Below are 20,510 nucleotides of genomic sequence, written 5' to 3' on the forward strand. Positions count from 1 at the left end.
ATCTCGCCACACAAAATAAGGTAGAACTGCGCGAGCTACCCCTGCCACAAGTCCTGGCCACTGCATATCCTGTGGTTCAATTGGCGCTTACGTAGTAGTAGCTGTAGGCAGGCTGGTAGAGCCAGTACCAACCACCGTTCAAGGTGGCGAGTTCTTCGCTGCTCAGGGCGCTGTTGGTGTTCAGGTCGTTTACAGTGATTGTGCTCATGGTCTATCTCCCCGGGTGTCTGTTTGGTTGGGAGTCGCTGTTTGCTGCTCCTTGCCATGGGTATTGCAGAAACAATGCCAACTTTTCAGATACCGCCAAGAAAACTTATAACCCATTGATATTATTGAAAAAATAAAATATGGCGGCGCCCGGAATCAATTTTTCAGGAGACCTGAGCCCCCATACATCTGTTACGAAAATCACAACAGTTTTTAATTATGTTGCTAAAATCACCACTTTCTGACACCCAGCCCACGCTGAATCACTGAACACGCTGCTTGCGCAGATACCCTTCAATCCTTGCTGCCTTCCATGTTTGCCTTCAAATCCGCAAACGGCTGGTGGGTGGCCGCTTTGCTCTTGCTTGCCTTACTGCCGCCGTAGCGTACATAAGCCTCAAACTTGCTGTGCTCTTCGTCATGACAATAGAGACAAAGTAGCTCCCAGTTACTGCCGTCGCTCGGGTTGTTGTCGTGATTGTGGTCGACATGGTGCACGGTGAGTTCCGACAGGTTTCTGCGGTCGAACTCCCTGGCGCAACGGCCACAGATCCAGGGGTAGAGTTTCAACGCGCGTTCGCGGTAGCCCGACTCACGTTTTGCGTTGTACTCCAGCTGTTCGGCACGCACTTGCTCAAAGCTTTTTGCAGAGGACATGACGACGCTCCCGTAAACTCTGCTTAAGGTCGCGCTGCCGCGCTGCTCTCGCGCACCGCCCTGAACTCCGATTCGGCACGCCAATCCGGCCAGCGCGTGGAATTCCCCAGGTCCTCCAGCAACACGCGGAACAACTCGATGTCCTGCACGGCGCCTGTGAGGTCCCAGTCAGGTGACCAGGCATCACAGGGTTTGTGATAGCAGTTGCCTACGTAGTCCGCTATCCACTGGTTGCCGGCGGCGCGGCCCCCCTCCACCAGGTCGGCGCCCCCGGCAATGCCCATCAGCAACAATACCGGCACACCGGCTCGCGCCAGGGAGAAGTGGTCTGCACGGTAGAACAGGCCATTCTCGGGGAGGTTTTCCGGCGTTACATAGCGGCCCTGCTGCGCGGCAACACGCGCCAGGTCGTCTTCCAGGCTGCTCTGGCCTTCGCCCACCAGAATCACATCCCGCGCCGCACCCGCCGTCTGCAGGATATCCAGGGTAAAGTTGGCCACCGTCGTCTCCAGCGGGTACACCGGGTCCACCGCATAGGCCCTGGACCCCACCAGGCCCGATTCCTCGGCCGTCCATAAGGCGAATACCACGCTGCGCTCCAACGGCGGGCCGGCTTTCAGTACACGGGCAATTTCCAGCACGCCGGCGGTGCCGAGTGCATCGTCATTGGCACCCGCACGCACCGTTCTGCCCTGCGCATCGGCGGGGCCTTCACCGTAGGCATCCCAGTGGGCCGAGACCATCAGCACTTCATCTGGCCGCGCGTGGCCCGGCAGCAAACCCAGTACATTGCGGCTGTCAAAGCGGGTGATTTTGACGCGTGATTGCGCGCTGAAGCGCACGCCATCCAACTCAAAAGCGCGGAAGCCTGGTTGGCGCGCCTCGCTGCGGAGTGTGGCCAGGTCGTGACCGGCCATGGCGAGCAGCTGGGTAGCGGCGCCCTCGTGGAGCCAGCCTTGCAGAGCGACCGGCACCGGGCCGCTGGTATTGCCCGCCAGCGCTACGCGTTCGCCGGCGCCAGCAGCCGCCACACTCCAATCGTAACCGGCGGCCTCGGTCTCATGAATGACCAGGGCACCCAGCGCACCGCGCCGCGCCGCCTCTTCGTACTTGTAGGCCCAGCGCCCGTAATAGGTCATGCGACGGTTGCCGAAACGCCCGGCAACGGGCTCATCGGGCGCAGCCGCGAAGTCCGGGTCGTTCACCAGGAACACAGCAATCTTGCCGGTCAGGTCGATGTCGCCATAGTCGTCCCAGTCGCGCTCAGGCGCCGTCACCCCGAAGCCGACAAACACCAGTGGGATATCCCGGGCATCAATACGTTGCGTAGCGCGTACCGTGCTTACCTCAATGTCTTCACCTTGCATCAGCTTTTCCTGACCCTGGGGGTAAGTGAACGCCAACTGCGGTGATTCCAGGAAGGTGCGCATCATCGGCACGGCCTGAGTCCATTGCCCATCCGCGCCGCCGGGCTCCACACCCATGGCCTCGAACTGCTCGATGAGGTAGGACACGGTTTTGTCCTCGCCGGCAGTGCCGGGGGCACGGCCGCCAAACTCGTCCGACGCCAGTACCTTGACGATTCCATGGAGACGATCTGCTTCAATTGCCTCCCTGGCGGAGGTAGCAGAACCCGTAGTTGTGGAACAGGCCACAAGCAAGCCAAGGGCAAGTAACGCGAACAGTGCGGTGCGAGCTAACATGAAAAACCTCAACGCCTTTGTGGAACATACGCGGTCAGCATGAAGCACACCTGCCATAAGCGCAATCTGGCTCCTCGGCTGACGCGCGATGCGCGGAAATGATCTTCACCCTAAAATCCGCTATCTTGGCCTGCAAACTACGCTTGGCAATACAGATGATTCAGCCCTGCCGGCAACGCCAGAATAGTTGGGCCACTGGAAGCCGGCACAGGCTCACAACCTGGCTCGCGCTTCACCCCGCCTGCCACCCGGGGGAACAGTTATTCCATCGACAGAGCACCCGGAGCAGCGACACATGAGCACCAGCAAAAACCGCGCACTGATAGCACAATACTTCGATGTCATTCTCGGCCACGACACATCGCGAGAACTCGCCGATTTCTTTACCGCGGATGTCACCTGGCAAGTACCGGGCAGCAACCCGCACATTACGCCCAACCCCCGCGTGGGCCATGCGGCGGTGATGGACCTGCTGCACAGTGGGGTGGGGGTCTACGAAGCGGGCAGCATGACCCTGGACCTCCAGCCCCTGATCGTCGCCGACGCGCATGTGGTGGCCCAGTTCACCCTGCATGCGCGTCTGGCCAACGGCGACCCATACACCAACACCTATTGCTTTGTGTTCGCCCTGCGCGCGGGCCGGATCTGCGCGGTGACGGAGTATCTGGACACCCTTGCACAGGCACAACAGGGCACCTGGGATGCGCTGACAACCTAGGCAGCGACAAGCTCACTCCTCCATCGTATCAGCCTGTGGGAGGCTACGACTTCCCAAACAGGCCCGCTGCCGCCTTGCCTATAGACGAATGGGCTGGCTGAACATCAGTGTGCTGTCTCGCGAATGGCTGCGGGGATGCTATGTTTACCTTTACGCGCAAGCCCGCGCCCATTCCGGAGATGCCCATGCCTCGCCTTGCCATCAGATACCTGGCCTGCCTCCTCACCTTGCTGGCCAGCCTGCATGCCGCCGCTGATCCGGCGGCATTGCGCTCCTGGGAAGACTGGGTACTCGAAAAGCACCCGGACCACACCTGCCCCTGGGTGGTCGCGAAGAATTCTGAACGCGTGTGCATCTGGCCCGGCCAGCTGGCGCTGGACCTGCGTGCAGACGGAATGTCCTTCAATTACCAGGTGGAGGTATTCCGCGACGACGCTTTGGTGCCGCTGCCAGGGGGCGCAGGCAACTGGCCGCTGAGGGTGATCGTGAACGGGAGCCGGGCAGCCGTTCTGGACCGCGCCGGCACCCCTCATGCTCTGCTCCCCCGGGGCAAACACGAGATTGGCGGCCAGTTCCGTTGGCAGCGCCGGCCCGCGAGCCTGCCGCTGCCGGAGAGCATCGCCCTGCTCAAAGTCACCGAGGCCGGGCAGCCGGCAAACACGGAACGCCGGGGGGCGCAGCTTATTCTGGGGCGCGACAGCGCCGTCGCTCCGGTGAAACAGAGTAATTCGCTGCAGGTAGAGGTATTCCGCAAACTGGCAGACGGTGTGCCGATGACGCTGGAGACGCGCGTGGTCATGACCGTGAGCGGCGAACCGCGAGAAGTTCAGTTGGGGCAGCTCGCCTGGCCGAACACGGCGCTGATGGGTATCGACTCCCCTTTGCCCGCCCGCATTGAAGACAACGGTGACCTGCGCATTCAGTTGAGCGCCGGGCGCCACACGCTGATCGCACAAGCGCGTTTTTTACAGGTCGTGGAGCAGCTGACCACTAACCGGCATGACGATGACTGGCCCGCTGTGGAATACCTGAGTTTCGCCGCCGACAGCAACCTGCGACAGGTCACACTTTCCGGGGCTCCAGGAATCGACACCTCGCAGGCACCCGTACCAGAGGAATGGAAAGCGCTTCCCACCTGGCGCCTGGGCGCGGACACTACGATGCAGATCAACACCGAGTATCGCGGCGACCAGTCGCCCGGGAACAATACCCTGTCGGTGACCCGAAACCTGTGGCTGGATTTTGACGGCGATGCGCTTACCGGTGTGGAATCCATCACAGGCGCGATGCGCAGCGAGTGGCGCCTGAACGCACAAGCCGACACCCGACTCGGCAGCGCGCAAGTGTCCGGCCATCCGGTGTTGGTGACACAGCACGCCGGCGGTGAAGGCGTGGAAATTCGCAGCCCTGAAATTGCACTGGAGGCTGTTACCCGTATCGCATCCCCCACGCAGTTCTCGGCAACGGGCTGGGAAAGCCGCGCTGACACCTTCAGCGCCACTCTGCACATCCCCCCCGGCTGGCGCGTACTGCACGCGGCCGGCGTTGAGGACATACGCGGCACATGGCTGAGCGCCTGGGACCTCTGGGACATCTTCCTGCTGCTGGTGCTGGTGGCCGCTACGCGCAAGCTCCTCGGCTTGAAGGCGGCAGCTCTGGCGATTGCCGCCCTGCTCACCGCCTACCACGAGCCGGGCATGCCCACCGCACTGCTGGCGACTCTGCTGCTGTTGCTGCCGCTCGCCGCCATCGCGCGCGGGCGAATCCGGCGCGGCGTTGCCGTCGCAACCACCCTCACCTGCATCGCCGCAGTCCTCGCCCTGGTGGCCTTTTCCATCAGCAATTTCCGCCTGGCCATCTACCCTTCTCTCGAGCGTAGTTCCGTGGGCGTCTATGATTACGCCTCTCAGTTTGACCACAACGCGCGCTCCGTGGCCAGCGACGCTATATTGGAGAGCACTGCAGCCATGGCCCCGCGTGCGGCCGTGGAAGGGAAGATGCTCGCGGCCGAAGCCCCCCCGCGCACCCAGCAGAACGCCTACCTGCTGGGCGAGACAGACCGCGTACAAACCGGGCCGGGGGCACCGAACTGGCTCTGGAACAGTGTGACGCTACAATCTGCCAGCCCGGTGCCGCAGGCCGCATCACTCTCCGTCATGTACAGCCCGCCATGGCTGACACGGCTTTGGCGCGTGCTCGGCGTGTTGCTCTCCCTCGCGTATGCCGGGGTGCTGATGAGCGCGCTGGTGCGCACCCTGCGCAATCCACCGGCGGCCACGGCACCGACAGCAAGCGGCGCAATGGCGGTGCCCGCAGCCAGTGCGGTGACCCTTGCGTTGACAGCCGGCCTGGTGCTTTCGGGCCTGCCACAGCCGGCCGCGGCACAAGCGTTCCCCTCGCCGCAATTACTCAACGAGCTGGAGCAGCGGCTGCTGCAGCCGCCGGCCTGTGCCCCGCACTGTGTAGCGCTCGACGAAGGGTTGATTTCAACCACGCGCCAAACCCTGAGCATAGGCTTCAGCGCCTATGCCGCAGCCGATGTGCTCCTGCAGCTTCCCACACCGCGGGAGGGGTGGCAGGTGTCCAGCCTGCAGGTAGACGGCGCTGAGGCCACCGCACGCCTGCACGAGGGCTACCTGTCCGTGCGCCTGACCCGGGGCCCCCACGTGGTCAGCCTCAGTGGAGCGCTGGAGGGCGACATGGCCAGCGTCAGCCTGCCGCTGGCGATTCACAACCTCAACACCAGCACAACCGACTGGCAACTGAGCGGCCTGGTGGATGGGCGGGTGCCGTCCGGCACGCTGTCATTGCGCGCTCTCTCGGCGGCACGCCAGGAAGCCGGCAACCGCATCAAGCCCGACCCCATAGCCCCCTTCTTCGTTGTACACCGTGAGTTTGATATCGGGCTGCAATGGCGCGTGGTCACACGAGTCACGCGGCTCGCACCCACAGCCGGGCCCGTGGCCGTGGAAGTACCGCTGTTGGCGTTTGAGCGCCCCCTGTCGGATGCCGTGAACTTCTCCAATGGACGCGCGCGGCTGCAGTTCAGCGACCGTCAGCGAGAAATACGCTGGGAGTCCAGCATCAGCCCGCTGGGCCAGTTGCAACTGCAAGCGGCAGCGGGAGAGCACTATGTCGAAACCTGGCGTGTGCGGCCTTCGGCTCTGTGGCGCGTGAGTCACGAGGGGCTGCCACACACGCGCCCGTTCGGCGGCGCCGACAGCCTGCAACCGCTCTGGAAACCCTGGCCGGGTGAATCGCTCACTCTGAACTTCAGCCGACCCGAGGGTAGCGCCGGGCCCACATTCACAACAGAAGCGGTTAATCTGTCCTTCCAGCACGGTGCCGCACTGCGCCAGAGTCAGCTCAGCCTGAACGTCAAGGCCAGCATGGGGCAGGACTACCGCTTCACCTTGCCCACCGGGAGCCGCGTGACCGCCCTGAGTCACAACGGCAACGAATTGAGCCTGCCCGAAGGGAATACCATCAGCGTGTCGCTGCAACCCGGAGACCAGCTGATTGGCGTCACCTTCGAGGAGGACGGCGGCAGCGGCTGGCTGAGTGAGTCGCCCCGGGTGGAGCTGCCCGATGGCGCCAGTAATATCTCGCTCACCTACACCCTGCCGCAGGACCGCTGGCCGCTCTACCTGAATGGTCCACCCATCGGGCCAGCCATGTTGTACTGGGGGGTCTTCTGCGTCATCGTGCTCGGCGCCCTGCTGCTGAACTGGCTGAACAAACGCCTCACGACCGGCATTCCCATCGGCCTGCCCGGTTGGCTGCTGCTGGGTATTGGGCTCTCCACGGTGAACAGCTATGGCGTACTCGTGGTTGCCGGCTTCCTGTTCCTGCTGGCGTTCAGGCAGCGTATCGACAGCGCTGCCATGAGCCGGCTGACATTCAACCTGATGCAGGTGGCCCTGGGTATTGGCGCCTTTATCGCGCTGGCTACCCTGGTCTCGGCGATTCCGCTGGGCCTGCTGTCCAGCCCCGACATGCTGGTGACCGGCAACAACAGTTGGTCACACCTGTATAACTTCTTCCAGGACCGGGCGGCAGAGGAGCAGTTCCCCACGGCCACCGTGGTCAGCGTGAGCCTGATGGTGTACCGCGCAGTGATGCTTGCCTGGGCACTGTGGCTGGCCAACAAACTGTTGCGCTGGGTCGCGTGGGGATGGCAGGCCTACAGCAAGAACGGTGTGTGGGCGGCGAAGGCAAAGACCTGAGCTGCCGCTGCAAACCAACGACGACCAGAATATCGGCCCGCTGGACGACGGTGACACCTGGGGCGCCGGCCCCGTGGCACTGAAGCTGGTGGGTCCCTGGACTTCGGTGCGCTGGTCAACCACGTCACCGATATCACCGGCGACAATGACCACCTGAACACCAGTTTCATACAGCCGTTTCTCGTCTACACCACCGCCAGCGCCACCAGCTTTGCCCTGAATATGGAAACCATTTACGACGGGGACGCGAAAGAAACGGCGATGCCTATCAACAGGCAGGTCAACCCTTCAATTTCGTGCTGCTGTTTCCGAAATAGCGGCGTGCGGCAAGCTGTCGTATAGCGCGCTCCGCCGCCTACTCCAATTGCAACAGGGTGGCCAGCCCGGAATCTCGGTGTACACGCTGCGTTACGGCAGCAGACCATACGGACTCGCTCGCGACGACCTCCAGCGCATTGCGTGCACGGGTGATCGCTGTATACAGCAATTCACGTGTCAGGCCTGCACTCGCCTGCTCAGGCAACACGAGAGCCACACGATCAAATTCAGACCCCTGCGTTTTGTGAATGGTCATCGCGTACACCAACTCGTGCTCGGGCAGCCGCCCCGGCGCCATGGGCCGAAACCCCCCGGCCACGGGAAACCAGGCCAGCAGCTGTCCGTCATCGTCTGGCCAGAGCAGACCAACATCGCCGTTGTACAAACCAAGGTCGTGGTGGTTGCGAGTGATCATGATGGGCTTGCCGCGGTAGTGCGCCAACCCCCCCGGGTTCATGCGCGCCAGTGCCAGGCGGTTGATCGCCTCCACGCCCCAGGGGCCGCCGCGCGCCGGGCACAGAATACGGAACCGCTGCAGGGCCTGGAAGGCCTCATCAAGGCAGCGTGCTTCCGCAATCGGCCTGTAGTGGGTATCGAGCCAGCGCGTGACAGCTGCCGCGCTGCGCGTCCTGTCCTGCAAGGCCAGCACGTCGCCGGCTGTGGCGAGCGTCTGTAAACTCCCGGCGCCGTCACCGGCGAGTACCTGCCGCGCCAGCTCGCCGATGCCGCCGCTGGCGTCGAACCGACGGCTCTGGCGCAGCGTGGTCAGGTAGTCCGCTTCCACGGCACCCGGCTCCGCGGCATCCAGCGTGACGCCAAGCCCGGCGAGCGCCGCCAGGCGTTGCGCGCTGTAATCACAAGGAGCAAGCGCGGCCAGGTCGGCCAGCACGGAGCCGGCCGCCACGGAAGGCAGCTGGTCGGGGTCGCCCAACAGTATGACGCGACAGCGCGCAGGCAGCGCCTGAAACAGACGGGTCATCAGTGGCAGGTCGACCATGGAAGCCTCGTCCACCACCAGAATATCCAGTTGCAGCGGGTTGCTGGCATTGTGCCGAAAGCCCGGGCTGTTGCGCATAACGCCCAACAGACGGTGCAGGGTGATGCCGCTATCTGGGATGGCACTTAACACGGCCGCAGGCACCAGGCCCGCGAGTTCGATACGCGCCGCCGCGATGGACTCGGCGAGCCGCTGTGCAGCCTTGCCGGTCGGCGCCGCCATGCGAATGACCAGAGGCAGGTCGTGCTCTGTGGACAGGCAGGTGATCAGACAGGCAAGCAGCCGGGTCACGGTGTAGGTTTTGCCGGTACCCGGCCCACCCGCAACCACCGTGAACGCCTGCAACAGGGCATTTGCCGCCGCCACCTTCTGCCAGTCCGGTGGCTCGCCGGCTGTGCGCCGAGGAAACAGCGTGTCCAGCACCGCGCGAGCCCGTTCCAGATCCGCCACCGGCGACGGCTGCAGGCGCGGACGCAGGGCCTCCGCCAGGTTCTGCTCGAACTGCCAGTAGCGGCGCAGGTACAAGCGCTGCCCGTCCAGCACCAGCGGCGTGTTGCGGCCCGGCTCCAGCGGCAGCGCCGCCAGCTGCTGTAACCAGTCATCCAGTGACGGCAAGGTCCCGCCCGCGGCTGAACCAGCCACGCCGCGCCCCGCCCAATCCGGCAGGAACAGGCAGCTGTGCCCTTCCTGCAAAGCCTGGCTAATGGCCATGACGGTGAGCGTGAACCAGTCGGCCTCGCAGCCATAAAATCGGCACAGCGCCTGCGCCAGGGCGCGGTCGAGGCCAGCGCCTTCACCAGAGACATTCATGCGCTGGTCTCCCGCGCCTGGAAAAACGCATCGAGGGCCGCCAGCGCCTCCAGGTCCACAGCGCTGTGGTAAACCCCGGTATCGCCCTGCGGGTGCAAACCGCGCAGATAGAGATAGTGCACCCCGCCCAAATGCTGTGCCGGGTCGTAGTCCGGCAGGCGGGTACGCAGATAACGGTGCAGCGCCAGCGTGTACAGGAGGTACTGCAGGTCGTAGACGTTTTGCTGCACATCCGCCGCGAGCGCAGCCGCGCCGTAGTCACCGAGGCGGTTACCCAGGAACGTCGACTTGTAGTCGACCACGTAATAGCGATTCTCCCAGGCATACACGAGGTCGATGTAGCCGTGCATCATGCCCTTGAGCCGAACCGGGGCCGGCAGCGGCGCCTCGCTACCCTTGCGGTGGCGCGTGAGGATGCGCCCCAGCGCATCGGGGTCGTCAGAACCCTGCATGGGAAAGTAGAATTCCACTTCACGCAGGGTGGTGTGGTGCGCAAGGTCCGCAAGGCGCGCGCCACTGGGCAGCGGTGCCGTGAGCTGCTGCGTCAACCACTGCGTTAGCGCCGTGCGCCAATCGGCCTGCCCGAGCAACAAATTGGGGTAGCGGCGCTCCGCCTGGTCCAGTGCCTGCTCGAAGTCCGGATGCTGAAAATCCAGGTGCTCCAGCACGTCATGCAACAGGTTGCCCGCCTCCGCACCGCGGCGCAGCGCAAAGCGCAGCTCGCCAGCAGCTGGCACTGAAGGGTCTGCTAGCGGGGCCGCGGCACCGTCACGATCCGGTGTCGATAACCCGCCGTGGCGCACATTGCGAGTCAGCGCCGAGAATGACGACAGCCACCAGTCGCGCTCAATGCGCCCGGTAAAGCGCGCCGGCGTCAGGACCGCTGCCGGTGCGGCTGTTGCGGCAACCGCGGGCGCTGACCCGGGCGCGTCCAGCAGCAGGCTCGTGCAGTCACCGGCGGCAGCCATGTCCTCCACCTGGTTTTGCAACGCTTCCCAACTCACGGCGCTGAGGCAACGCGCCAGCGGCGAAGTGCGCAGGCTGGTAAATGCCGCCGCCATCAGGTAAACCCGGCGCACGCCGCGCGTCGCCCCGACATACAGCAAGCGTATATCCTCTGCGGCCTGTTCTTCCCGGTAATACGCCAGTTCCTGCTCCGTGGGTTCGAGCGCGTGCCGGGCACTGAAGTCATCCCGCTGGTGGTAGCGTACAATACCCGGTCGCTGGCGCCCTTCGTCCCGCCCATAACTGACAAAGGGCAGGAACACGACCGGGTACTCCAACCCCTTGGCGCCGTGCAGCGTAACCAGGCGAATCAGCTTGCCATCACTCTCCAGGCGCAGCTGCTGGATTTCCGTTCCGCTACTGCCGTCGGCCTCCAGCCGCGCAGTTGCAAACCAGTGCAGCAGTGCTTCCGGTTGGCGGTGATGCTGACTGGCCGCCTGCAGCAACTCCAGCAGGTGCAGACTGTTGGTGAGCGTGCGTTCATGCCGGGCAGGCAACGGCTGCAGGTGGCGCTGGTACAACCCGAGGGCCATTTTCATGAAACCCTGGCCAAACCACTGTTGGCGCAGAGCCGCCAACTCGGCACAGGCCGCAGCCCAGAGGTGCTCGTCCTGGCGCAGCGCATACAGTGCCGCGGTGTCGTAACCCAGCCAGGGCGTAGCGAGCGCAGCGACCAGCAGCTGATCGTCTTCCAGGTGCAGAATGCCCTGCAGCGCCTGTTGCAGGCTAGCCGCCTCCTCGCTGTTGAACACATTGTCCGAGGCGCTGAGGTACACGGCGTCCAGCCCCACCTCGCGCAGCGCGTTCTGCATCGCCGTTGCTTCAAAGCGGTCGCGCACCAGAATGGCAATATCCGCCGGCGACAGTGCCACGCCGTCCACACACGCCTCACCCAGCAGGCGCGCAATTTCCCGCGCGGACCAGCGCGCCAGATGTTGCTGCCCTGCCCGGGTATAGCCTGTACCTCGCTTGTCGGTACCGGCCAGGGCCGGGTCCGGGGGCAACAGGCACCATTGGAAACTGCCCCGCGGGGCCGGGTCCTGCAGGCCCGCAAGCTCGGCACGCCCCGCCTGTACCGGGTGGTAGTCGATACCGAAGCCGAACACGTCAGCTCCCGTTGCTGCGGACAGCTCGCGACCGTAGAAGAGGCGGTTATAGCCGCGGATGACGCCTGCCGTGGAGCGGTAGTTGGTGTCCATCACCCACTGCGTATCGGCATCCTCGCGCGCCTGCAGATAGGCAAACACGTCGCCGCCCCGAAAGCCGTAAATGGCCTGCTTCGGGTCACCGATCATGCACAGCAAGGGTGCCGGCTGCAGGTCGCTGCGATAGATCGCATTGAGGATGTCGTATTGCTCGGGGTCCGTGTCCTGAAACTCATCCACCAGCGCCACGGGGTACTGCTGCAGCAGAGCCGCCGCCAGTGCCGGGCCTTGCTGCACATCCTGCAGCCGCAGCCGCAGCCGCGACACCAGGTCGCTGAAATCCAGCTGGTCCAGTCGATCCTTGGCCTCGGCCAGGTGTTTGCGGGCGTAGTCGATCCCGGCCTGCGCCAGGGCGGCCCGATGCGCGCGCAGCGCTGCGGGCAGCTGCTGCATCAGCGCGTAGAGCGCCGGCATACGCGTCTGCTTGGCGTCGGTATTCACGTAGGTTTTTGGCGCCAGTATCGACGCCAGCTGCGCCACTGGCGCTGCCTGCCAATCGGCTTCCAGTGCCATGCTGAGCGCATCCAGCACGGACTCGGCCTCCGCCCGCATATGTGCCGAACGCCGTTTGGCAACATCAAGGTCGTGAAAGGCCTTTGACTCTTCGGGCCAGGCCGCACGCAGGTCACGCCAGACGGTGCCCAGGTCCGGCATCGCCGGCGCCTGCACCGGCTCCGTGCCGGCAATGACGCGCCCCCAGCTGGCAAAGAACGCCTCCGGACCACTCCACAACGCGTAAAGGTCCACAAACCCGGCCTCCTGACTTTGCTGCCGGTACCAGTCCTGCAGTGCCTCCAGAATCAGGCTGCGTGTCTGGGCCTCCATATCCGCGTGAAAGCTGATACCGCTGCGAAACGCCTGCTGTGTCAATGCGCGTTTGCAGAAGCCGTGGATGGTGAATATCGCTGCTTCGTCCATATCCAGCAGGGCACGGCGCAGCAGCGCTCGCGCTCTGGCAGCGGGCTGTTGCGCATGCAGGTGAGTAAAGAAAGGCTCTGTGCTGCCGGCATCCCAGCCCTCGAGCGCGCTGTTGATCGCCTGAGCGAGACGCCCCTTCAACTCCGCCGTGGCCGCGCGGGTAAAGGTCATGACCAGAATCTGCTGCACGGGCAGTTCCCGCTCCACCAGCAAGCGCAGGAAAAGACGGGCGATATTGAACGTCTTGCCGGTACCGGCGCTGGCTTCGATCAGCTGGCGCCCGTGCAGCGGCAGCGTATGGGCGCACAAGGGCTCAGTCACCGGCGGCCTCCAGCGCAATCTCGTTGTGCTCGATGTGTTCGAGCATGGGCCCATACAAGGGCAGCAGTTGCGCCTGTAGCGTTTGTGCGTCCGGCGGCTCGGGCCAGAACCAGGCGTGCCAGGGATCTTCACTCAAGCCGGCGCGATGGTAGTCGCCCAGCCACAGCGCGGGGAAGCGAGCCTGAACGAAATCGTCCTCCGCTGCCGCCATACCCAGGCTGCCATGCAGCGGCAGGGGTGTGGTCAAACTCTGCTGCCACAACGCGCACCAGTCAGCCAGCAGCGCCTGGGCCTGCTCCCGGGGCAGCGACGCCGCATGCAGTTCCAGCACGCCACCGTCCTTGCCGCGAAAGCAGCCCAGAGTGTCGGCGGGGGCCAGGCTGTTGGCCAGCAGATGATGCAACCAGAGGGTGAGGTAGTCCCTGGCCTTCGGGTTCGCCAGGCGGGCAAACAGAAGGTCTCCCTGCACCCCGCGGGGCAAGGAGGCCGTGAGCTGCAGGCCGTGCATGTCCAATGCCACGGCTTCGCCCGCGGGCGGTGCCGAGTGCGCTTGCAAATACTGCACGAAACCACCTGCCTGTTCGCGCCATGTGTCGATCTGTGCCGCGGTCATTGTGTGTGCCGGCAGGCGACCGGACAACCGTTCCCGCCGCAACGCTTCATCCAGCCCCGCATGATCGCCGGCCCACAGGCGTTCAACAATAAGCTGTTGCACGCGGTAACGGTCCAGGTGGCTGCTGACAAAGGGTTCACTGTCGCTGAGTTCGGCTGTGGCCGCGCGGCCCGGTGCAAGGCCCAGGCGCTGTTCGGCAAAATAGCGTGCGGGGTGTTCCAGCGCTTTTACCAGCGCGAGGAGTGGCAGCACCTCGGGACGTGTCTCCGGCGGCGGCAAGGTCACTGTGCGCACGGGCGCCGCCAGCGGTGCGGCGAGGCGCTGCCAGTGGGGATCGAAGGTGCGCAACGCCCCTGCATAATTCTGTGCGCTGAAAGGCTGCAGCGGCAGCGTCCACAGGTCTTCACGCTCCCAGGCAGACGATGCCTCCAGGTAGCGGCACAGTTCTTCGAGCACCAGCGACGGCTGGCGTTCGCTGTTGTTGCGCACATCCCGGCCCTGGTAGCTGAGGTAGAGGGCATCGCGGGCGGAAACCAGCGCTTCCAGAAACAGGTAGCGATCGTCGCCGCGGCGCGAACGGTCTCCGGCACGCGGGCGGTCCTGCGCCATCAGGTCGAAGCCCAGAGGCGGACGCTGGCGGGGGAAATCGCCATCGTTCAGGCCCAGCACCGCCACCAGGCGAAAAGGAATAGAGCGCATGGGCACCATGGAGCATACGGTCACCTGCCCGGTGAGAAACTGACGCCCGGTGCGCGTGGGGCTCTGCAGGTTGCGCTGTAGCACATGGCGCACCACCACCAGCGGCAGCTCATCGGCGAAGCCCGCCGCCCGGGCCTGCTCACCCAATTCTTTGATGACGGCAATCAAATCCTCGTGCGCCGCGTCCAGCGCGCCGCCCTGGGCGAACAGGGCAAGCCGCAGGCGCTCGTGCAGAAATGCCTGCCAGTCGGCGATACCGCGCGCCTGAGCGAGGTCATCGCGCAGCGCTTGCAAGGCACCGATAAACGCACAAAGGCGCCCCAGCAGCAGGGCATCCGCGCCCTCCACCTGCGGCAGCAGCAAGCGCTCGGCGAGCACCACTTCCTCGTCGCCCCAGGCGAAGCCCAGTAACAGGCGCTCCAGGCCCTGGGCCCAGGTGAAATCATCACCCGCCACACCGGGCGCCCACGCCTGCCGATGCGCCCCATCCAGGCCCCAGTGCACGGCGGCGGTCTGCAGCCAGTGGCCGATACGCACCAGCTCCGCTGGCGTGACACCCACACACTGCTGGATTGCCGGCACCTGCAACCAGCCCAGCACCTGGCTTACCTGCAGGCGCGCGTCGGGCAGCTCCAGCAGGGCCAGGAAGGCGGCAATCGTGGGGTCGGCGTCCCCCGGATTACGGTCGGCAATCGAGCAGGGAAGCGGCGGTACATCGTCGCCCAGCCCTTCATAGCGGCCCGCGAATACAGCCTCCACAAAGGGCGCGTAGTCCTCCACGTTCGGGCACAGCACCACCACATCGCGGGGCTTGAGGCTGGGGTCAGCGTTGAACCGGTGCAACAGCCAGTCGTGTAGCCCCTGCACTTCGCGCAGTGCGCTGTGCGAGGTGGCGATGGTAATCGAGTCATCGGAGGGCGCCGCCGGGTCCGCAGAGTCCTCGCTGACATGGCGGCCATCGCGTCCATCGACAAACTGCAGCATGTCGCGCTGCAGCTCCGCGAGCACCGTGCTGCCTTCAGGTTCCGCAAACAGCGCGGTCTCACTGTCGGCCCAGTCCGCCAGCAGGCGCACGAACTGCTGGCCCTGCTGCCCCAGGCTGGTGACCAGCGGGTTGCCCTCCTCCTCGAGAAAACCGGCATCGCTGTCGTGTGCATCCAGCCACTGGGCGCGACGACGGGCGACCTGGCGCTCACTCGCCGCCTCTTGCCAGAACTCGTTGCTGGGGTTCAGGTACAGGAGAAAAATATCGACACCCTGCTGGGCGGAAAGCGCCTGCAAAAACTCCAGCCACAGCGGTGCCAGGGAATTGACGCCGAACACGAAGAACCGTGCGGGCAGCCCCGGCACCGGCCGGGCGAGACGCCGCATGGCCTCGCGCAATAACGCCACCGGGTGGCCCGGCACCTCACGGGCCAGCATCCGCCACAGCAGGCCCTGCCAGTGCAGCGGCTCATTCGCGGCAGGCTCGCGCGTGCCGCGGGCACCGCGGTCCCACGCCTCAATCCAGTCCGGGCGGTACATCAGGTACTGCTCGTACAGGTCCGCGAGCTCTTCCGCCAATTGATAGCGGCGCAAGGGCTGTTGCCGCTCTGACTGCTGTTGCCAGTAGCGCGTGGGCTCAGCGAATGCCGGCTCCGCTGTCACTGCCGCGCGACCCAAGAGCTCGTGGATCCGCCAAACCAGCACCTCGCGCTGGTAGGGCGAGGTTTCGGGCACGACGTGCTCTCCCAGCACCGTGCGGATGAGCGTCCACATGAAGCGCACCGGCAGCGGAAACTGCAGGTTCATGGCGATGCCGCGCTGCGGATGCTGCGCCAGCTGCATGCTCAGCCAGTGTTGCATGCCCCGGTGCTGTACCAGAATGTGTTCGGGCGCCAGTGGCGCGGCAGCGGGCACGTTCAGCAGGGTGGCCAGCGCGCCGGCCAGGTGCTCAAGACGGTTGGAGGGGAAAACGTGGATCATGCCCGCCCGAACCCTCAGCTTTCACGCGCCACGGGCGCCACAAACCCCGGCTCTAGCGCCCGTCGCGGGTGGTACGCGGTCACCTGCCCCATGAACGGGGGGTGGATGGAATACCCCAGCAGCGACTGCAGCTGCGGCGACATGTCGCGTACCTGGACAGGCGGAACGCCGAGAAAGAAATTCTCCTGGGGCCGCGCCCAGGGCTGGCAATACTGGTTGGAAAAGGCCCGGCGCGTTCCCGGGCTCACGTTGGCACCACCGCGATGCAACAGCGTACCGGCAAACACCAGGCAGCTGCCAGCGCGCAGGGTTACGCTGCGCGCCTGGGCCGCAACGCGCTGCTCCAGCGCCTGCCCCGTCTGCTCATCACCCTGCAGATAAGCCCCCGCCAATTCTTCGTCCGACCAGCGGTGGCTGCCGGGAATCACCTGGGTGCCACCATTTTCGACAGTGAAGTCCTCCACCGCAACGATCGTGGACAGGCTGATCATGGGCCTGGGGCGCGGCACCGTGTAGAAGGCATCATCCGTGTGCCAGGGCTGTGCGGTTTCTCCCGGGCCGATGACAATCGCCTGACTGGCGGTCAGCAGGTAGTTCGGCAGCAGATGTGCCGCGCACAGCGCGAGAACACGCGGGTCTTCGACGATGTCCTGGAACACCTTGTCCCGCGCAACGAGTGTGTAGATGCGCTCGGTGGACTGCCCCTCAAACGTATTGCGCCCCCGATGGCCACCCAGCCACTGGTCAAAGAGGCCATTGACGCGCTGCAACTGGGCCGCGGACAGGAAGTCCGGCAGGAGGGTGTACCCTTGCTGTGCCAGCTCGGCACAATGCAGTTTGAGGGCGGCGGAATCCATGGTCGGGGGGCTCGCTTGACAGGGAGTTGACCCGCCAGCGTAGCCGCGTTAGCGGCATTTGCAAAGGCATGTGATGCGCGACTACCCATTCCCGCCCCGCTTGCTTACCATGTACGGTCCGGCTGACGAGCAACACCGCCTTCATGGACAATTTCCTGCTGATCCTCGCCTACCTCGGCATCGGCCTGTGCCTGCGCCGGGTGCGGGGCATGCCCGAGAACACCGCTGTGGCATTGAACGCCTACGCGCTGAACGTGGCCTTGCCGGCGGTCATCCTGAGCAATGTGCCCCTGCTGACCTTCTCCAGCGCGCTGCTGATCCCAACCATCACTCCCTGGCTGCTGATGCTGCTGGTGGTGCCGCTAGTGATTGTGCTGGGCCGCCTGCTGCACTGGCCGCGCGAGGTGGTGGGCGCGCTGTTGATCGTGCTGCCCCTGGGCAACACCTCCTACCTCGGCTTTCCGCTGGTGCAGTCCTTCTTTGGCGCTGCGGGCATGCCCTACGCCATGGTCTACGACCAGCTGGGCTCGTTTCTTGCGCTGTCCAGCTATGCCGTGGTGATTGCCGCCCTCTACAGCCCCCAGGTCGACACGCCCTCAGCCGGCGCCATCGCCAGGCGCATCCTCAGCTTTCCCCCCTTCCTGGCCCTGCTCGCCGGTCTCGCACTGCGCGGCGTTTCCCTGCCGCCTCTTGCCGGACAGCTCATCACCAGTATCGCCGCGACGCTGGTGCCCCTGGTCATGGTGGCGGTGGGTTTCCAGATCAGCATACGCCTGGCGCGCAGCGAGCGGCTGACCCTGGCCATTGCCCTGGGCATCAAGTTGCTGTTGATGCCTTTGTGCACCTATCTGCTGTGGCACGCCTGGGGCCAGCGTGGGCTGGCCACGCAGGTCGCCGTCTTCCAGGCCGCTATGCCACCGATGATTTCCGCCGGCACCATCGCCATCATGGCGGGCCTCGCACCACGCCTGGTCACGGGCCTGATTGGGATCGGCATCCTGATCTCGCTGGCTAGCCTGCCAACCCTGTACTGGTTGCTCAGCCACAGCACCTGACACCACTCTCGCCCCATGGAGGCAAGCATGCCTGCCGCGGGGTGGGGAAATGCTCTACCCTAAGTTGAGTTCCACAGCCGACACGGAGTACTCCCATGGCCCAGCGCACCCCACAGGACCCCGACGGCATTCGCCTGCCGATAAAACTCGACACCACATCCAACGGCGAGTTCATGCCCATCCCGCTGGAGGCGATCCACCACCATGCCAACCGGCTGGCACGCAACGCCGCAGATGCCGCCGCGCGACACAGCGGACTCAGGCGGCGCGCCTTTCTCACCAGCGCCTGCGGTGCCGCCACCACGCTGCTGGCCTTCAATCGGGCCTATGCCAGCGGCGGCGAGCGCGGTGGCTATTTCGAGCTGGAGCCCGACGCGCAGTGGGATCAGCAACTGGCCGCCGCACAGGTGGGCGGCAACGAGTTCATTTTTGATGTGCAGGGCCACTTCGTGAATCCCACCGGCGCCTGGACGGAAAAACTGCCGGACGCTGCCCGCCCGCTGAGTGGGCTACCCAACGCCAGTTGTGCTGCGGGAGAAGGGCCGGGACGCGCCTACCTCGACTGCTTCAACGCCGAGCGGTTCGTGCAGGATGTTTTCCTCGACTCGGATACCGACCTGATGGTGCTCTCCTTCGTGCCTTCACGCTCCGATGCCGAGCCCCTGACCATCGAGGAAGCCGCCGCCACGGCGGAGATCGTCGAGCAGATGCAGGGCACACACCGCCTGCTTCTGCACGGCCGGGTAAACCCCAACCAGGACGGCGACCTGGACGCCATGGACGAGCTGGCCGAACACTGGGGCGTTGCCGCGTGGAAAACCTACACCCAGTGGGGCCCGGATGGGAAAGGCTTCTGGCTCGACGATGAAGACACCGGCATCCCCTTTCTGGAAAAAGCGCGCAAGCTGGGGGTAAAGATCGTTGCCATTCACAAGGGCCTGCCCTTCGGCAAAGAATCCTATGAGCACTCCACCTGCGCCGACATCGGCCGCGTGGCCCGGCGCTACCCGGACATCAGCTTTCTGGTTTATCACTCCGGCTACGTTGCGGGCAGTGCCGAGGGGCCTTATGACCCCAACCGTGAAGACGGGGTGGACGCCCTGGTCACGTCCCTGCGCGACAACAACATCCCACCCAACAGCAATGTGTATGCGGAGATGGGCAGCACCTGGCGCTACCTGATGCGCGACCCGGACAGCGCCGCACACACCCTGGGCAAGCTGCTCACCTACGTCGGCGAAGACAACGTGCTCTGGGGCACCGACTCCATCTGGTACGGATCGCCGCAGGACCAGATACAGGCGTTTCGCACCTTCCAGATTGCCGACAAGCTGCAAGCCATGTACGGCTACCCGCAGATGACTGCCGCCCTGCGTGCCAAGGTTTTCGGGCTCAATGCACTGCAGCCCTACGGCCAGCACGTAAGGGACCTGATGCCGCGCTTCAACCTCGATTCCGTGGCGCTGCAGCGCGCCGCCTACCGCAGCGCGCCCGACCCGCACTTTCAGACCTACGGGCCGAAAACCCGGCGGGAGTTCCTCAACCTGATGCGGTGGCAGGGCGACCCGTCGTGACCCTGTGCCGGTAAACGTGAGTCGCATCACATCCTGGCAACGTGCATTGCGGAAATCATCGTCAAACCCGGCGCTATCGTGTATCTAGGATTCTGAGAACAAGACACCCAGCGGGGTACACTCAGATGACTCGCCAATCACGCACTGCTACGCCCCACCGTTTCAAGCTGCTCGACCGATTGCTTGCCGTCGTTTTTCTGGCGATGCTGGCGATACCGGTCACTCTGGCCCTACCCGCCTACCAGGATCGCTCTGCCGGCGAAAACCGCTCGAACGCCAAGGCCGCACTGCTGGCCCTGGCGGGCGCGATGGAGCAACACCTTGCGCTTGGCGGCACCTACGCCGGCGCCACAGAGCACGGTGCGCCCACGCCAGCGGCACCCTCCGCCGAACTCTTTCGCCGCGAAGCGCTGTTCAACAGGGCAGCCCACTATGAGCTGACCATCGAGTCGGCCGATGCCAAGGGCTATGTGCTGCAGGCGAGGCCCATTACAGGAAGCCGCCAGGAAGACGACGGCGTACTACGGCTCAACCATCTGGGCCAGAAGTCCTGGGACCGCAATAACGATGGGGCTATTGTCTGGGCTGAACAGACCTGGGACGCCTGAGTAGGCGCAAGCCGCGACGCGCAACGCTGAGCGAAGGCGCCCCGCGGTCCCTGG

General features: G+C 64.7%; 12 protein-coding genes. 5 read left to right on the forward strand and 7 right to left on the reverse strand.

The window, feature by feature from the left end; translation table 11 throughout:
* Nucleotides 1–76: 76 nt before the first annotated feature.
* The 3 genes from G533_RS25250 to G533_RS0116645 all read right to left on the reverse strand — a co-directional run bounded on the left by G533_RS25250 (nucleotide 77) and on the right by G533_RS0116645 (nucleotide 2,567).
* The gene (locus G533_RS25250; protein WP_276202575.1) at nucleotides 77–208 is read right to left on the reverse strand and encodes a hypothetical protein; all 132 of its coding nucleotides are present in this window, start codon (nucleotides 206–208) and stop codon (nucleotides 77–79) included.
* Nucleotides 209–501: 293 nt separating this feature from the next.
* Nucleotides 502–864: a YajD family HNH nuclease gene (locus G533_RS0116640; protein WP_027950948.1), complete on the reverse strand. Its 363-nt coding sequence runs from the start codon at nucleotides 862–864 to the stop codon at nucleotides 502–504.
* A 23-nt stretch (nucleotides 865–887) separates the two neighbouring features.
* Nucleotides 888–2,567: a M28 family peptidase gene (locus tag G533_RS0116645; protein WP_035528658.1), complete on the reverse strand. Its 1,680-nt coding sequence runs from the start codon at nucleotides 2,565–2,567 to the stop codon at nucleotides 888–890.
* A 295-nt stretch (nucleotides 2,568–2,862) separates the two neighbouring features.
* On the opposite strand from G533_RS0116645, the gene G533_RS22435 reads away from it, so the two are divergent.
* Complete coding sequence (locus G533_RS22435; RefSeq protein WP_035528662.1) at nucleotides 2,863–3,285, forward strand: nuclear transport factor 2 family protein; 423 nt, start codon at nucleotides 2,863–2,865, stop codon at nucleotides 3,283–3,285.
* Nucleotides 3,286–3,470: 185 nt separating this feature from the next.
* On the forward strand, nucleotides 3,471–7,511 hold the full coding sequence (locus G533_RS22440) for a hypothetical protein (RefSeq protein ID WP_144079922.1): 4,041 nt from the start codon (nucleotides 3,471–3,473) through the stop codon (nucleotides 7,509–7,511).
* Nucleotides 7,512–7,866: 355 nt separating this feature from the next.
* Here G533_RS22440 and recD read toward each other — a convergent pair whose 3' ends face one another.
* Genes recD through G533_RS22455 form a run of 4 tightly spaced genes read right to left on the reverse strand, consistent with a single transcriptional unit; the run spans nucleotide 7,867 to nucleotide 17,219 of the window.
* Nucleotides 7,867–9,636, reverse strand: a complete 1,770-nt coding sequence (recD, locus tag G533_RS22445; protein ID WP_051230526.1) for an exodeoxyribonuclease V subunit alpha — start codon at nucleotides 9,634–9,636, stop codon at nucleotides 7,867–7,869.
* Nucleotides 9,633–13,085, reverse strand: a complete 3,453-nt coding sequence (gene recB, locus G533_RS0116665; protein WP_027950950.1) for an exodeoxyribonuclease V subunit beta — start codon at nucleotides 13,083–13,085, stop codon at nucleotides 9,633–9,635. Before recB ends, recD begins: the two co-directional genes overlap by 4 nt.
* The gene (gene recC / locus G533_RS22450) at nucleotides 13,078–16,362 is read right to left on the reverse strand and encodes an exodeoxyribonuclease V subunit gamma (protein WP_051230528.1); all 3,285 of its coding nucleotides are present in this window, start codon (nucleotides 16,360–16,362) and stop codon (nucleotides 13,078–13,080) included. Before recC ends, recB begins: the two co-directional genes overlap by 8 nt.
* A 14-nt stretch (nucleotides 16,363–16,376) precedes the next feature.
* On the reverse strand, nucleotides 16,377–17,219 hold the full coding sequence (locus G533_RS22455; RefSeq protein ID WP_051230530.1) for a phytanoyl-CoA dioxygenase family protein: 843 nt from the start codon (nucleotides 17,217–17,219) through the stop codon (nucleotides 16,377–16,379).
* A gap of 143 nt (nucleotides 17,220–17,362) precedes the next feature.
* On the opposite strand from G533_RS22455, the gene G533_RS0116680 reads away from it, so the two are divergent.
* The 3 genes from G533_RS0116680 to G533_RS22460 all read left to right on the forward strand — a co-directional run bounded on the left by G533_RS0116680 (nucleotide 17,363) and on the right by G533_RS22460 (nucleotide 20,456).
* Nucleotides 17,363–18,274, forward strand: coding sequence for an AEC family transporter (locus tag G533_RS0116680; protein WP_027950951.1), 912 nt, complete (start codon nucleotides 17,363–17,365; stop codon nucleotides 18,272–18,274).
* A gap of 95 nt (nucleotides 18,275–18,369) precedes the next feature.
* Nucleotides 18,370–19,848: an amidohydrolase family protein gene (locus G533_RS0116685; protein WP_027950952.1), complete on the forward strand. Its 1,479-nt coding sequence runs from the start codon at nucleotides 18,370–18,372 to the stop codon at nucleotides 19,846–19,848.
* 125 nt (nucleotides 19,849–19,973) lie between these two features.
* Entirely contained in the window at nucleotides 19,974–20,456 is a 483-nt protein-coding gene (locus G533_RS22460) for a type IV pilin protein (protein ID WP_051230532.1), read from the forward strand.
* Nucleotides 20,457–20,510: the final 54 nt, after the last annotated feature.

Source organism: Haliea salexigens DSM 19537, from assembly GCF_000423125.1.
Taxonomy (GTDB): domain Bacteria; phylum Pseudomonadota; class Gammaproteobacteria; order Pseudomonadales; family Halieaceae; genus Haliea; species Haliea salexigens.